19 protein-coding genes are annotated in these 14,470 nt (G+C 46.6%); 13 read left to right on the plus strand and 6 right to left on the minus strand.

Features of this window, described 5'->3' with window-relative positions; genetic code table 11:
* Positions 1-7: 7 nt before the first annotated feature.
* Both QT990_RS18070 and QT990_RS18075 read right to left on the minus strand, forming a co-directional pair.
* Positions 8-1,765 carry an ABC transporter ATP-binding protein gene (locus tag QT990_RS18070; protein ID WP_333465582.1) on the minus strand — a complete coding sequence of 586 codons (1,758 nt, stop codon included), beginning with the start codon at positions 1,763-1,765 and terminating at the stop codon, positions 8-10.
* Positions 1,766-1,986: 221 nt separating this feature from the next.
* Positions 1,987-2,469, minus strand: coding sequence for an FxLYD domain-containing protein (locus QT990_RS18075; RefSeq protein WP_333306936.1), 483 nt, complete (start codon positions 2,467-2,469; stop codon positions 1,987-1,989).
* A 287-nt stretch (positions 2,470-2,756) separates the two neighbouring features.
* Between QT990_RS18075 and QT990_RS18080 the strand changes: the two genes are divergently transcribed.
* Positions 2,757-3,512 carry a Uma2 family endonuclease gene (locus tag QT990_RS18080; protein ID WP_333141807.1) on the plus strand — a complete coding sequence of 252 codons (756 nt, stop codon included), beginning with the start codon at positions 2,757-2,759 and terminating at the stop codon, positions 3,510-3,512.
* 139 nt (positions 3,513-3,651) lie between these two features.
* Here the strand turns inward: QT990_RS18080 and QT990_RS18085 are convergent, their stop codons facing one another.
* On the minus strand, positions 3,652-5,379 hold the full coding sequence (locus tag QT990_RS18085) for an NAD(P)/FAD-dependent oxidoreductase (protein ID WP_333141809.1): 1,728 nt from the start codon (positions 5,377-5,379) through the stop codon (positions 3,652-3,654).
* Positions 5,380-5,472: 93 nt separating this feature from the next.
* Here QT990_RS18085 and QT990_RS18090 point away from each other — a divergent pair, with 93 nt between their 5' ends.
* The gene (locus QT990_RS18090; protein WP_333465583.1) at positions 5,473-6,384 is read left to right on the plus strand and encodes a PPC domain-containing protein; all 912 of its coding nucleotides are present in this window, start codon (positions 5,473-5,475) and stop codon (positions 6,382-6,384) included.
* 271 nt (positions 6,385-6,655) lie between these two features.
* On the opposite strand, the gene QT990_RS18095 is transcribed toward QT990_RS18090, so the two are convergent.
* On the minus strand, positions 6,656-7,267 hold the full coding sequence (locus QT990_RS18095; protein ID WP_333465584.1) for a hypothetical protein: 612 nt from the start codon (positions 7,265-7,267) through the stop codon (positions 6,656-6,658).
* 52 nt (positions 7,268-7,319) lie between these two features.
* Entirely contained in the window at positions 7,320-8,495 is a 1,176-nt protein-coding gene (ribD, locus tag QT990_RS18100) for a bifunctional diaminohydroxyphosphoribosylaminopyrimidine deaminase/5-amino-6-(5-phosphoribosylamino)uracil reductase RibD (RefSeq protein ID WP_333465585.1), read from the minus strand.
* A gap of 148 nt (positions 8,496-8,643) precedes the next feature.
* Here ribD and QT990_RS18105 point away from each other — a divergent pair, with 148 nt between their 5' ends.
* Genes QT990_RS18105 through QT990_RS18120 form a run of 4 tightly spaced genes read left to right on the plus strand, consistent with a single transcriptional unit; the run spans position 8,644 to position 10,265 of the window.
* Positions 8,644-8,775: a hypothetical protein gene (locus QT990_RS18105; RefSeq protein WP_333465586.1), complete on the plus strand. Its 132-nt coding sequence runs from the start codon at positions 8,644-8,646 to the stop codon at positions 8,773-8,775.
* Positions 8,776-8,815: 40 nt separating this feature from the next.
* Positions 8,816-9,676, plus strand: coding sequence for an FAD-binding domain-containing protein (locus tag QT990_RS18110; RefSeq protein ID WP_333103915.1), 861 nt, complete (start codon positions 8,816-8,818; stop codon positions 9,674-9,676).
* A 22-nt stretch (positions 9,677-9,698) separates the two neighbouring features.
* Positions 9,699-9,848 (plus strand): hypothetical protein, encoded by a 150-nt coding sequence (locus QT990_RS18115; RefSeq protein ID WP_333465587.1) that lies wholly within the window; start codon positions 9,699-9,701, stop codon positions 9,846-9,848.
* Positions 9,849-9,851: 3 nt separating this feature from the next.
* Positions 9,852-10,265: a hypothetical protein gene (locus QT990_RS18120; RefSeq protein WP_333103914.1), complete on the plus strand. Its 414-nt coding sequence runs from the start codon at positions 9,852-9,854 to the stop codon at positions 10,263-10,265.
* Between the two features lie 99 nt (positions 10,266-10,364).
* On the opposite strand, the gene QT990_RS18125 is transcribed toward QT990_RS18120, so the two are convergent.
* A complete protein-coding gene (locus QT990_RS18125; protein WP_333103913.1) occupies positions 10,365-10,904 on the minus strand; it encodes a cyclic nucleotide-binding domain-containing protein in 540 nt (179 codons plus the stop codon).
* Positions 10,905-11,052: 148 nt separating this feature from the next.
* Here QT990_RS18125 and QT990_RS18130 point away from each other — a divergent pair, with 148 nt between their 5' ends.
* The 7 genes from QT990_RS18130 to QT990_RS18160 all read left to right on the plus strand — a co-directional run bounded on the left by QT990_RS18130 (position 11,053) and on the right by QT990_RS18160 (position 14,438).
* Positions 11,053-11,331, plus strand: coding sequence for a hypothetical protein (locus QT990_RS18130; RefSeq protein WP_333465588.1), 279 nt, complete (start codon positions 11,053-11,055; stop codon positions 11,329-11,331).
* A 231-nt stretch (positions 11,332-11,562) separates the two neighbouring features.
* The gene (locus tag QT990_RS18135; protein ID WP_333141829.1) at positions 11,563-12,672 is read left to right on the plus strand and encodes a hypothetical protein; all 1,110 of its coding nucleotides are present in this window, start codon (positions 11,563-11,565) and stop codon (positions 12,670-12,672) included.
* Positions 12,673-12,995: 323 nt separating this feature from the next.
* Entirely contained in the window at positions 12,996-13,259 is a 264-nt protein-coding gene (locus QT990_RS18140; RefSeq protein WP_333025420.1) for a hypothetical protein, read from the plus strand.
* Positions 13,260-13,493 (plus strand): type II toxin-antitoxin system VapC family toxin, encoded by a 234-nt coding sequence (locus QT990_RS18145; protein WP_333141831.1) that lies wholly within the window; start codon positions 13,260-13,262, stop codon positions 13,491-13,493.
* 42 nt (positions 13,494-13,535) lie between these two features.
* A complete protein-coding gene (locus tag QT990_RS18150) occupies positions 13,536-13,724 on the plus strand; it encodes a type II toxin-antitoxin system VapC family toxin (protein WP_333141833.1) in 189 nt (62 codons plus the stop codon).
* 2 nt (positions 13,725-13,726) lie between these two features.
* Positions 13,727-14,104, plus strand: coding sequence for a hypothetical protein (locus tag QT990_RS18155; protein ID WP_333141835.1), 378 nt, complete (start codon positions 13,727-13,729; stop codon positions 14,102-14,104).
* A complete protein-coding gene (locus tag QT990_RS18160) occupies positions 14,097-14,438 on the plus strand; it encodes a type II toxin-antitoxin system PemK/MazF family toxin (protein ID WP_333141837.1) in 342 nt (113 codons plus the stop codon). The genes QT990_RS18155 and QT990_RS18160 overlap by 8 nt, the downstream gene beginning before the upstream one ends.
* The last annotated feature ends 32 nt before the right edge of the window (positions 14,439-14,470 follow it).

Here is a 14,470-nt window from a genome sequence, read left to right on the forward strand (position 1 = left end):
AAGTAGCCTACTGACTAAACTGTTGAGCGTAGTAGCCAGCATAGCGAGATCCCTTTTCCAGCAACTCCTCGTGCGTCCCCGATTCCACAATTCTGCCTTTTTCCAAAACTAAAATACGATCGGCTCTCCGCACAGTAGCCAAGCGGTGCGCGATAATAAAAACCGTGCGATCGCGCATCAATCTTTCCAGCGCTTCTTGCACTAAACCTTCGGATTCCGAATCCAGCGCCGATGTCGCTTCATCCAAAATCAATATTCTCGGATCGAGCAAAACTGCACGGGCGATCGCAATTCTTTGTTTTTGTCCCCCAGACAAATTTACACCCCTTTCTCCTACCCAAGTTTGATAGCCGTCGGGAAACTGACTAATGAATTGATGAGCGTTAGCAATCTCCGCAGCTTTTTGAACATCTTTCAGTTCATAATAAGATTGACCGAAAGCGATATTTTGAGCGATCGTACCCGAAAAAAGAATAGTTTCCTGCGGTACAATTCCAATTTGCCGCCGCAGAGTATTTAAGGTGACATCTTGAATATCAATACCGTCAATTAAAATCTGTCCCGCTTGCGGATCGTAGAATCTCGGTAACAAGTTTACTAAAGTAGTTTTACCCGCACCGGATGCGCCCACGAGAGCAATCATTTCTCCGGGAAGCACCAACAAACTCATGTTTTGCAGAATGGGAACCCCCCCTTGCCCCCCCTTATCAAGGGGGGGTTGAGGGGGGTAGGCAAAATTAATATTGCGGTATTCGACTTTTCCGGTAACGTGGGGAAGTTCAGTTGCCCCAGGCTTTTCGACTACTGTTGGTTGAATTGCTAATAATTCAAAAATGCGATCGCTAGAAGCTTCTCCCTGCTTAAAATCTCCGTAATTAGCAGTTGTGATAGCAATGGGGTCAATTAAAAGTGCCACCCCTGCGATATAACTGATAAATTGAGTACCTGTGAGATTTCCTTGAGAAATTTGCCAACCTCCCAGGAAAAAGAGCAAAATCACGCTCATCGCTTCCAGAAAGCCAACTACAACGAACTGAAGTGCTTTTACTCTTTCTGACAAATACTTAGCGCGGCGGTTTTGTTCTGCTTCTTCTGCAAAGCGGGCAATTTCGTAGTCTTCAGCAACAAATGCTTTGATTAAACGAATGCCGCTGAATACTTCTGTCAGCAAAGCGGATAAATCAGAGATGCGATTTTGACTTTGGCGTGAATAACTCAGCAATCTTTCGCCAAACCAGCCAATTAAAATAGCCATCAGCGGTGCAATAATTAATGCACCCAAGGTTAATTGCCAGTTGAGATAAATCATATATCCCATGACGGCAATTAGCTGCAAAACACAAGGGATAAACTGATGAAAAAATTTATTTACTACTTCGCCAATGCGGTCAATATCTTCGGTGAGGCGGTAGGATAAGTCTCCGGTTTTGGCGGTTTCAAAGTAGCCGATATTGAGAGTTTGAAGATGGGAGTAGACTTTTTTGCGAATTTCTAAAGCAATAGTCAAAGCAGCTTTGGCCATCAGTGTATCTTGACCGTACTGGGCTGTACCGCGAATTAGAAAGATAATGGCGCTGAGTGCCGCAATTTGAGCGAACCCTTGTAAATCTCCTTTACCTATAAATTTGGCGGTTTCGCCAACTAGCCACGCTATAATTGGCCAAAATATGGTAAATACTACGGTACAAGCTAATGCTTTACCGATGGTTTGTTTTTGGGGACGGAGGTAGGGTAAGATTTGCCAGTATGTCGATCGAGTTTTCAAGATATTTTGCCCTCGCAAATTCTGTTTTTGGGGATCTATGCAAGAATATTCAAACTTCGATCCCCCCTAACCCCCCTTAATAAGGGGGGGACAAGATTATTTATTATTCAAAGTCCCCCTTCTTAAGGGGGATTTAGGGGGATCTCTGGGTCACTCATTGCGTAAGTCATAGAGATATCGGAGCCAGAATATGATAACAGCGATCGGACAAATCTCAACAATCATTCTTGAGCGTCTGCATGAGTAGCTACTACCTTAGCCCCCGCGACAACTTCGCCCCGAAAGGCGGCTGACTGTCCGGGTGCAAGAGTAACTGGTTCAGAGTAGATAAATCCGTTGTCAATTAAATTGCCTGACTCGTCCAAAACTTCATAATTGACTTTGACATTCTTGATTGTTTTGCAGCCTCGATTAAGCACTTGACCGCTGAAAAAGTTGCCGTCATAATTGGCCGCCGCGATTGACACTTTTGCAGCGATGTTGGAACCGGGAATGCAAGTTTTGGCAGTTCCAGATGCTGGCTGTTTATCGCACAATCTGCCCAAGTCTACTGTTTTGCCGTCGGGGGTTTTCATGTAGCAAAACGGCTCATCAACTGGTGAATTTTGAGCCAGTGTATTTGTAGCGTCTGCCAGCAAAGGACGAGCAGATATCGGCGATATTAGCAAACTCGATAAAGCTACGGTTAAATGTAAAATGTTCATATTTATTCAGGATTTTTTCAAGTTAATTTTACTAAATAGTTTACCTAAAATTTCCGCTTACATATCTATTATATATAAATAGGTTTCAGTTAATGTTATAAAAATGAGATTGCGTAGCTTGGACACGAATGAACTAACCCTCCGTTTCACTCCACCCAAATTTTTCGCGGCAAGGATGTGTTGGGTTTCGTTCCTCAACCCAACCTACAAATCTAAAAAGCTCACTGTCAACTGTCAACTATTTAAATTATGCTATCATAAGACATCACAATTTAGAAAATAAAGTCATGGTCGTTACTCAAAATAACCCAGGACAAAAAACGTTAGAACTGATCGTAACTTGGGAGAAGTTGCCCGACGACTTCCAATTAGAAGAAAAACCAGTGGAGAATACAGGTCAACCGCTAATTGCTGGTGCACTGCGAGAAATCTTAGAACTGAGAGGATTTATCGGGTCACGAATGCTGATAGCCAGCAACTTTGGCATTTGCGCTACTGTCAACGGCGAGTTAGTCATCAAAGCACCAGATTGGGTTTATGTACCGTCGGTACTGCCTGCCGAATCGAGAAGAGACCGCAAAAGTTATACCCCAAACTTGGAAGGAGAAATCCCGACCATTGTCATGGAATTTTTGTCGGAAACAGACGGCGGCGAATATTCTGTAAAACGTACTTTTCCTCCGGGAAAGTGGTTTTTTTACGAACAAATTCTGCAAGTACCAACTTACATCATTTTTGACCCAGAAACTGGCTTGCTGGAAGTATATCGCTTGCAAAATGGCAACTACGAATTAGAATTTCCCGACGCGGAAGGTCGCCACTGGATGGCAGATATTGGTTTGTATTTAGGAACGTGGCGGGGGGAGAAAGAACAACGTTCAGGCTATTGGTTGCGCTGGTGGGATGAAGCAGGAAATCTGCTTTTATGGGGTGTAGAACAGTTAGCAGCAGAACGCCAGCGGGCCGATCGCGAACGTGAACGGGCCGAACGACTGGCTGAATATTTGCGCGATCGGGGAATTAACCCGGACGAGATTATTTGATAAGTTGTACGCCATAAGCTGTTGGGCATCTAAATTGTATTTTGGGGCGGGCTAGAAGCCCAACCCCTACTCCCCACAAGAATTAGATGCACGGGCTAGGAGCAACGGCAAACAAGAATTAGATGTACACCTTACGAGCTTATCTAATACTCGGCTTTCTATTCCCAAGATTCCGCGCTCCGGGAATTTTTCGGCTCGGACGGGGACTGTTCAAACTGCTCGCAGTTCGAGTATTCAAAGCATTAGCAGAAGGTATCAAACCCAAGTCTTGCAAAATTTCAAAAGCCGCCCTTTGTCCAGTTTCACAACCGCCTTCCATGTAACCTTGATTTTCCAGCGAAGTGTGTTCCCCGGCAAAATATAAATTGCCAACTCGTTCGCCTTCAACGCCGTACATTTGCGTCCACTGTCCGACTAAATAGCAGGAATAAGAACCTTTGAAAAAGCGTTCTCCCGGCCAATAAGCTCGCACAGCTTTGCCCGATCGCAAATTTCTCACTCCGGGAAAAACTCTTTCAAATTGGTTTAAAAATCTTTGTGCTTGGTCTTCTGGAGTTCCCGCACCGATCGACAAACCCTGCTTTCCTCCTGTAAAATTAGTAACTAAACCGTTAGGAGTAGGGGCGAAAGGCGTAGCTTCCCAGGTACTCTGGAATCCTAAATCGCTATAAACAGAAGCTGTCGATCGATAAAGTTCCCGCCAAATTCGGCTGCGGTAGCCAGTAATTAACTTAGAATTAGTACCGTAACCCAATTGCTCGATCGCCCTACGCTTCGGTTGTGGCAAAGGTACGTTAATTTTAACGTCTCGCAGAGTGCTAAACGGCAAAGTTAACAAAACTCGCTCGTAAGTGCGATCGAAGGCGCTTTGTCCCGATCGCAAATTTACGCGATAGCGGCCATCCGGCAAAAGAGTAATCGCTTCCAAAACCGTCCCCGCCTCGATCGAACCAGATAATTGACCGGCTAAACTGTTGATAATTTGACTGTTGCCGCCGTCAATTTGATAACGCTCATCGCTGTTGCCGTACAATTCAAAACTGCCAGATTCAGCACCGATTAAAAAAAGCAGATTTAACGCCGACTGTTCTTCAGGATCTCGACCGTATTCTCCCGTATAAGCAATGCGGAGTAACTGCCGGACAATAGTGCTAGTATCAGCTTGGTCTACATATTCAGCGATCGAAAGATTGTCCAATCTTTCCGCTGCTTCCGTAAAATCTTGATAGCTAATGTTATCTCCAATAGCGGCCAAATCTCCATTAATTTTACTAGCTAGGGGCGCAAAATCGGCGATTAATTGCTCAAGAGAAAAGCGCCGTCCTTCAAAGAAAAAAGTATCCTTCACCAGTCCACTCTGCACTTGGGCTAAGTCGATCGCCCGCAAACCCAATTCCGTCGCCAGCGAGATTAAATTAGTATGACCGGTGTCAATAAATTCTCCCCCCAAATCCGCCGGAATTAGCGTTCCAGCCACCTTGGGAACCGTGCGTATCCGCCCCCCCACGCGGTTAGTTGCCTCGATTATATCGGCGCGCACGCCCGCTTGGCCCAAGCGATAAGCCGCCGTCAAACCCGCAATCCCTGCACCCACAACCAAAATCGGCGATCGTCCGCCCTGTTGAGCAAAAGCTCCCCCTCCATCCCTGGTAAAAGTCGCAGCAGCGGCCGCCCCCGCAGCAGCTAAACCCCCGTGCAGCAACTGGCGACGAGATATGGCAGAATTAGGAATGCGATTCCCTACGGGATAGCTTCGCTTCACGCTCAGCATCCCCAGCAGTTCATCAGCCGGAATGCCCGTTTCCCTTGATTTCTGGGCAATACTCGCAGCGCGGCGCAGCATAGCCATCAGTGCAGACTTAGCCATAATTAAGACATCCTCACAAAACAAAACTTTGATGTAAACTGGATTCTCGATCGTGCACTTTCCAGACTAAAGCCCAGAGAGATTTTTTTAATAATGCTAACCCTCAGAACACTGTTCGACAGGAAATTTTATCTCGAAAACAACCCAGATGTCGCCGTAGCAGTTGCCAGAGGCACGGTATCGAGTCCCTTCGATCACTACCGAAAAATTGGCAAATTTGAAAATCGCGACCCGAATGCCCTGTTCGACGCCAGCTATTATTTAGACACCAATACAGATGTAGCGGTATCAGCCAAACTCAACGGCTTTTCAGCAGCCGATCACTTTATTAGATTCGGTCAATTTGAACGACGCAACCCCAATCCTTTTTTCGATGTTGGTTTCTATCTAGCAAGCAACCCAGACGTTCAGACAGCAGTCCAAACCAATCAATTTACCGCCTTTGAACACTATTTAAAAGCCGGTCAATTAGAAAACCGCAAAGCCAGCGTTTTCTTCGATCCCAGCTTTTATCTAGAAAAATATCCGCTGGTAGCAGCAGCCGTTCAAAGCGGCGCAGTTCAAAGTGCGATCGGCCATTACATTCAATTCGGTCAACAAGAAGGACTGTTGAGCACTCTCCCCGATACCGCAGACAATTTGAACGTAGCAAAAAGCCTGGGTATTCTGGGAGAAATTCAAACGGCGAGCGATTTTGTGGGAGATGCAGAACCAGCCGACATTTACAGTTTTATCCTCAATACTCCCAGCCTTTTCAGTGTAACTATTGACGGTTTGAGTGCAGATGTTGATGTAGAATTAATTCAGGATCTCAACGGCAACGGCGCAGTTGGGTTAGAGGATTTTATTGCTTCGTCTAACAATTTAGGCACGGCATCAGAAACAATTGTCAGCAATGGGGCTTTACCTGCGGGGACTTATTTTGTCCGCGTTTCTCAATTTCAAGGCGATACAAATTATGACTTGAGATTGCTTTCCGCTCCTTCTCCCACGCCGCTTCTATGACATGAGGGTTTACACTCGAAGGCAGCCAAAATAGGAAGGTGGAAGACCGAATGCAGAATTAAATAAAAATTTATAATTAAATAATTCTGCGGGATTGTCAGTTAGATACTGTCCGGTTAATGACTTATAATATAATTGTTTGTTGTCATCCTCTTAAGAGAAGAGAAGACTTAAGCCCTCACTACAAACCTAATTATAAATTTTTGACCGTACTTGATATTAAAACAAACAATTCTCTTTTCCATCTTCTATCTTCCATTGGGCTGATCTTTCAATTATTAGTTTCTGGCCCGCTGGGAGAAGGCAAAGATTGAACAGGTGCCGGAGGCCAATTAGAGCGACTTCTGCTTAGAGTAGTAGACACCAAAGCATAGCCCAAAATAGCAGGAAGCACGATCGCACTCAGAAACACGATCGTCGCAGCCCAAGTCATCGCATTCGAGAGCGGGCCGTAATGAGTGCGGTAAGGGTCAAACAGTGGTAAATTAGGCATCGGCGCGTCCCGCAGCGCGATCGGACGTTTGAACCGCACCCGCCTGTCGTCTAGCTTTTCGAGCAAAATCCAGCCAACTTCCGCCTCTTCCCGGCATAGCTTCTGAAAAATCGCAGGATTGCGGAACAAATCGTTGCTAGCCCGCACAATCTTGTACTCCCAAACCGTCAAATCAACAGAATTGGGATCAGATTGGGGAGTGCCATTGGCTCGCGCATTTTCAGGCGTATTAAAATTATCCTCTTGAGATTCGTACCGAGTCAAAACTTCCTCATCCTCATCGCATTTTTGCCCCGCATCCAATTGCTCGTGGTTCACCAAAAGACCCACAAGCGCAGCCTCCAAGCCGAGACTGCCAATCATCAAACTCCAAATCAGAATTTCCACCATAAAAGGAGTTAAAAGTTAAAAATCAAAAACTCAAAAGACTCGCTTTTAACTTTCAATCTTTAATTTTTAAATAGCCTTCTACCACACAATCTGCACCCACCGCGCGCCAAGAAATCCGCTCTAAAGTCAAAGCCTCAGTCATTGCCGAAAAGCCCAAATCTCCCACAGGAGTTGGAGCTCCTTGGCCACCGACAATTTTAGGAGCAATAAAAGCCATAATTTTTTGAACTGCACCCTCAGCAATTGCCCTCGCGGCCAAAGTGCCGCCGCACTCCCAGAGTACAGAAAGAAAAGATCGATCGTACAAATAACCCATAACATTAGTCGGCGTCAGCGGCGACAATTCCACAACTTCCACCCCTTTTGCGATCAAAAATTCCTGAAATTCCGGGTTAACCCCAGGCTCAGTCAGCACCAAAGTAGCCGCCACAGAGGTTTCCCACAACCAAGCCGACTTCGGCAAATCCAGAGTGCGACTCATCACCACCCGCAGGGGATTATTCCTATCAGGCTGGTGGCTCGTCAGTAGGGGATTGTCCAGACGCACCGTATTTCCCCCAACAATCACAGCATCGCAGCCGACGCGCACCCGGTGTACCTCGCTCCGAGCCTCCTCGCCTGTCACCCAAGCGCTGTGGCCGCTACTGGTAGCAATTTTACCGTCCAAAGTCATTGCATATTTCAAAATTCCAAAAGGCCGGCGGTACAAAATCCGGTGCACAAAAGCCTCGTTGAGTTTCTGGCAAGCTTCCCCTTCCACTCCCGCCACCACTTCAATGCCAGCCTCTCGCAACCGGGCTAGCCCAGTTCCAGCTACCAAAGGATTCGGATCGACCATGCCAGCCACTACTTTTGCCACCTTGGCCTTAACTAAAGCTTCGGAACAAGGGGGAGTCCGGCCGTAGTGGTTGCAGGGTTCCAGGTTCACGTAGACAGTCGCTCCTTCGGCGAGTTCCCCCGCTTCCCGGAGCGCAAAAACTTCGGCGTGAGGTTGACCGGCACCGGGATGAAACCCTTCGCCGACAATCTTGCCGTCTCGGACAATTACAGAACCGACAAGGGGGTTGGGTGCGGTTTTGCCGAGAGCACGGCGAGCCAATTCTATGCAGCGGCGCATCATGGCTCGATCGAACTCTTGAACTTCGCTGTTTTCCAGTTGTTTTGTACCTTGCTGCTGTCGGTTAGCTAAGCTGGCGATCGCTTGAGCGTGCGCCGGAAAAGTTTCCATAAGATTTTGGTATTATATCTATCCCTGAGTGTACTGAACTTTGATGCTAATTTTGGCTGCGATCCGACGATCGATTGCGGCGGGGGAAAACTGTACGTTACCACTGAGATATTGCACCATTCTCAATTAGCCTTTATGAACAGGCAAGATGCCTGTTCCACAAAAGATAAATTTTCTTGTGGAACAGGCCGAAAAGCCTGTTGCTAACAATGGTGCAAGATGTGAGTTACCAGGAGTGAAAAGCAATTTAGGACATCGACCCGCACGATCGATCGCATAGCTTTAAGATTAAGAAACAATAGCAGGTGCTTGAAAAAAGAATGAGTCAGGACATGAAGCGGGAATTTGCCAGCCGCGACGAATTAATAGCCTACCTGCGCGAACAGTTCCCCGAAGCCCCCGCCGGGGACAGCAGCGTACCCCCAACCCCAGGCGGGCGGAAAGCAGCCGAGACAGCCCTGCAACAAATTGACCCCGGCAAGTACGCCTCAACCCGCAATTTCCTCAACGGTGCGGTAACGCGCTTGTCGCCCTATTTGCGCTACGGCGTTTTGAGTCTTGCCGAAGTCCGGGATGCCGTACTGGAGAAGGTGCGTCATCCAGAAGAAGCCGTAAAACTCGTCAACGAGTTGGGTTGGCGGGATTATTGGCAGCGACTGTATGCCGAATTGGGCAACGGGATTTGGCAAGACCGGGAAGCCTACAAAACTGGTTACACTGCTAAAGATTACAGCGAAACTCTGCCGCAGGATGTCGTCGAGGGCTCGACTGGTTTGGTTTGCATCGACAGTTTCAGCCGCGAGTTGCGAGAAACTGGTTATTTGCACAATCACCAGCGGATGTGGACTGCCGCTTATCTCGTACACTGGCGCCACGTGCGCTGGCAAGCCGGAGCTCGCTGGTTTTTGCAACATTTGCTAGATGGAGATCCGGCGAGCAATAATCTTTCTTGGCAGTGGGTAGCAAGCACTTTTAGTCACAAACCTTATTTTTTTAATCGGGAAAATTTGGAGCGTTACACTAAGGCGGTTTATTGTCGCGATTGTCCTCTGTATGGGCAATGCGATTTTGAGGGAACTTACGAATATTTGGAAGGGAAGTTGTTTCCTCATGGAGAAAAGGTCGATCGTAGCGGCGGTTCTAAAAGTTGGGATCGGCCTAAAAAAGGTCGCAGAAATTAAAAAGTCAGTAGTCAGTAGTCAGTTGTCAGTTGTCAGTTGTCAACAGTCAACAGTCAACCGTCAACAGTCAACCGTCAACCGTCAACAGTCAACAGTCAACAGTCAACAGTCAACCGTCAACAGTCAACAGTCAACAGTCAACCGTCAACAGTCAACAGTTAACAATTACTAATTTATGAACAATCCGATTATTTGGCTGCACGGTGACTGCTTGAGTCCTGAAGGCCCGGCTTTTCAAGCGCACCCACAGGCACCGGCAATCTGGGTTTGGGATGATGCGCTCATTGATGAATGGCAGTTGAGTCTCAAACGAATGGTGTTTATTTACGAATGTTTGCTGGAGTTGCCGGTAGTTATTCGGCGGGGCGATGTGGCTGCCGAAGTTATCGCTTTTGCGATCGAATCCGGCGCTAATCAAGTGGTAACTACCGAAAGTCCCAGTCCTCGATTTCAGGATATTTGCCGGGAAATTAAGCGATCGCACCCAGTAGAAGTTTTGCCACCCGAACCCTTTGTCCGCTACGATGGTTACATTGATTTGAAGCGTTTTTCTCGCTATTGGCGCGTCGCTGAAAAATATGTTTTCTAATTGTAATTGTAATTGGAAATTGGAAATTGGAAATTGAAAAGAGGTGTTCTTTTCTCTTCTTCCCTCTTCCTTCTTCCTTCTTCCCTCTTCCTTCTTCCTTCAACTCCCCTTCAAACGCTCCAACAGCCATTGAAATCTCGATGCCGCCAAATCTGGATTTTCGACATTTTGCGGGATCCCGTCCTCGCCGTCGGGATCTTCATATATTAAACCATCACTATCATCGCCGAAGCGTTTGACTGTACCCCGCAGTCTCGACGACAGAAATTTGGTAATCGCCCGATAAAACCGCAGGGAAAAAAGCACGTCTTGCTCTAGTTTTTCAGTTAGCAGTCGCCGGGGAATTGACAGGATGAGGCACTCTTCAATTGCCGTGACGCTAGCAGAAGGAAGCCTCCCGTCTACAAAAGACATTTCGCCTAACACTTCCCCGGAAATAATTTTTCCAATTTCTTTGTCGCCCAAAGATGATACAGAAACGCTCAAAGTTCCCTCCAGAACTATGTACAGGGCGTCTAAGGGCTTACCTTCGGTGATCAGGGTTGTGCCGGGGAGGACTTGGGTGCGGGTGCCGTTGGCGAGCATCCAATCGATGTCGCGATCGCTCAATTCGCCTAATATCACTAGAACTTTGCTCATAAAGTCAGGTTGAGATGAGATACTTTGTATTTTTTTACTTGTTTAGTTGCGTGCTGTTGTGAGATGGTCAGACCCTGAGCGAAAGCGAAGGCTAAACTTTACAAATAGAACACTAAATTTTACACAATTTTCATAAAATTCAGTAATTTTGACACGATCGAGCCACAAATATTTCTCGGATCGGTGGTATTATTCTACATTAATTGTCATGGACTGTGCAGCAGCCGATCGCGTTGTATTAACTGCACTTGCTTGGGGCGGCGGGGTTGCCCAAACTGTTTTGACAGCTTGCTGTCTCTTGGTTTCGAGCTGGTGCGCCCTCAAAAACCGGGTTTTTCCGGCGTGGCTGCGAGTGCAGCGCCCCCAAGTACAGTATTGTAGAATGCAAGCGAGACGCGCGATCGACCCATCAATTAAACACGATTAAGGATGGAATCATCCCTAGGATTGATTTTTTGCCGATCGATCGGTAAATTTAAATTAGCCTCTAAACCCGCCGTCCGTTCTTGAATCTAATCAGCTTGAGAGTTGACTATTCAACAGTAAAATGGCAATCTAGGAACAACACAACTCATATTTGTGTCTTTTTTGAGCAAAGCTCTCGATGTTCGCCCTCAAACACTTACACTTTTAACACACCCTTCATTGAGGAGTTTCTATGAATAGTCTATTTTCCAAGTCTACTTTTGCGTTAATAAATCTTGCAGCTTTAGCTGTTTGTTGCAGTACCATGTCAGCGAAAGCTGAAACTGGCAACTTGCCCGATGTCGCTACAACTGCAACAATCGCAGCTCAAAATATTGACCAAATTTCTGAGCCGACGGCAACTTCAGCAGTTAAACCCGACGCAGAAACAACGGCTAGTAATAAAAAAATTGATTCTATCAGTTGGAGCGAACTAACAGAAGTGGCAGAGCCAGCAGCCTCTGAATCGGCAGCCAACTTGCAAGTATCTATGGCTGCACCCGAAAAATCGGAAGCAGTAACATCTGAAATTGCTGAGACAGAAACAGCGCAAAATACATCCATTGCTGCTGAGACCCAAAAGTCGGAAGAAACCGCTAAAATTGCTGATAATGGTGTCAAAGTGCAGTCAACAGTCGAGACTGCCAAAAAGAGCGATCGACCTACCTCAATTGTTGCCCAGACCAATAATCTGGAAGTAACTGCAACGAAGGAAGAAAAAGAAGTCCAAACAGCACAAGAATTGTTGAGCAATCCTGTCAGCACTTCCGCCTCAGCTTTGACAAACCAACCGAAAGTTGCTGAAAAACCGGCAACTGTCTCGGAACCAACTGAAAAAGTAGCTCAAGGAACTCAAATCCGACCAGGCCGAGCTACTCGTTCTGGGCCCAGCTACATCGGCATTGGCGGCAATCTAGGTTTTGGCGGAGATTCAGCTTTAGGCGACGGTTCATTTGCGATTATTAGCAAAATCGGTTTGACGAACAATTTATCGGTGAGACCGACTGTTTTGTTCCGCGACAACTTAGCTTTTCTAGTTCCCGTTACCTTCGATTTTGTATCTCAAGATGCCGTCGAAGTCAGCGAGGATTTTGTGATTACTGCGGCTCCTTATGCAGGTGCTGGCGTGCTAATTTCTACCGGCGGTGACGGTACTTTTGGCTTCCTGATTTCGGGGGGTGTAGATGTGCCGCTGTCGAGAAATTTAACAGCAACAGCGGGACTGAATGTTGGTTTTGTAGACGGAGCTGAAGTGGGATTGTTAGTCGGTGTCGGCTATACGTTCCCGAATATTGCCCGGTAGTGTTGCTGTTTGAGCAAACGCAGGACAAATAAATATGTGCGGGGTTGGCTGTAGGAATACAGTCAACCCTTTTTGATGATGGAAAATCTGTCTATGCGATCAATGTAGGGTGCGCCACAAGCACAGAGCGGTAATGTAGGGTTGGAAATCTTCGTAGAAACCTGGTTTCTTTACTCGTCCTGGACGCACAAGCCCGATCGATGAAGGATAATAGGTCGTTTCAGCCATCAATCTAAGTCCAGAAAGCCGGAATATTCGTGACAGTGTGCAAGTCTGATAGTTGTATAATAGACAGACTAGCCAAGCGTAAAAAGTAGAATCCTATGCCGCAGGGAATCTTCAACAAAATCCTCAATCAGCTTGACACTCTGGAACTGCTAGAACTACAGCAACTAGAGCGCGCTATAGGGATATATCTGGCCCAGAAAGAACAAACTGCTCAACGGACAAAATTGCACCAAGCGCTGTTAACTTCTGGTTTAGTAAAAAAAATCAAGCATTCTTCTGGGAGTCAGCAAACAGAACGGCGACTAATTCAGGTACAGGGTAAGCCTGTTTCTGAGACAATTATTGAGGAACGCCGCTAGATGACAATTTATTTTGTAGATAGCAGTGCGCTGGTCAAACGCTACATTAATGAAATAGGTTCGGCATGGGTTTTGAGTTTGTGCGATCCTGCACTTAACAACGATATATTGATTGCTGCTATTACAAGTGTTGAAATTGTTGCTGCAATTACCATAAGGTCGCGCGGCCGAAGTATCAATGCGACAGATGCTACAGCAGCGTGCAATCAGTTCAGGAGTGACCTACAATCTTAGTATCAGGTTGTAGAATTCACCGAAAGCATTATTAACTCTGCAATGGCATTAGCTGAAACCTACGGATTGCGAGGCTATGATGCTGTGCAGCTAGCAACAGGCTGTGGCATAAATAACCTTTGCACAGCTAACAGTTTGCCTGCGATGACTTTTGTATCTGCTGACGGGGAGCTGAATGCAGCAGCAACAAGTGAGGGTTTGATAGTTGAAAATCCCAACAATTACCCGTAAGGTTGCAAGCCCGTACAGTAAAAACCGCACAAATCTCGTTTGTAGCCGAGTATCGGGATGCTCCCGGATCGATCGTACTTTCTCACCAACCACCCGAAAAAACCGTGACCAAAACAGAAATCTTAGCAGCACTCAAAAATCTGACAGCAGAAGAACGCCTAGAAATCATCGAAACAGCTTCGCGGATGATGCGCGAAGAAATAGAAGAAAAAGCCCAGCGCAAAGCTGAGAGAAAGCGGAGACTCAGAGCCGCAGCCGAAGCAGCGGTTCCTTTGTATGAACCAGGAGGGCCGCTGCACGATTTGTGGTCGCCCGACAGCGAACCGTATTTCGATTCAGAGGAAGAATACCTGAGCGCAGGGGTAGAAACTAATGCGTAAGGGCGAAGTGTGGCTCGTCAGACTAGATCCAACGGTGGGAGATGAAATCGGCAAAACTAGACCTGTTGTGGTTGTCAGCGATGATGAAGTGGGAAATTTGCGCCTCAAAGTAATTGTTCCAATTACAGCATGGAACGATCTTTTTTCCCCGCTTGATTGGATGGTGCAGCTCGAACCGACATCAGAAAATGGCTTGGCCAAACTCTCCGCCGCCGACGCTTTTCAAGTCCGTTCCGTTTCTCAACAAAGATTTCTCCGACAACTCGGAACCCTGTCCGAGACAATTATGGAAGAAATTACAGAAGCACTGACAATTGTTCTGGATCTAGATTGAATAACTAGGCAACAGCGTACAAATAGTGTTAT

Origin of the sequence: Microcoleus sp. T3_B1, from assembly GCF_036700445.1 — a bacterium.
In the GTDB taxonomy this organism is placed as follows: domain Bacteria; phylum Cyanobacteriota; class Cyanobacteriia; order Cyanobacteriales; family Microcoleaceae; genus Microcoleus.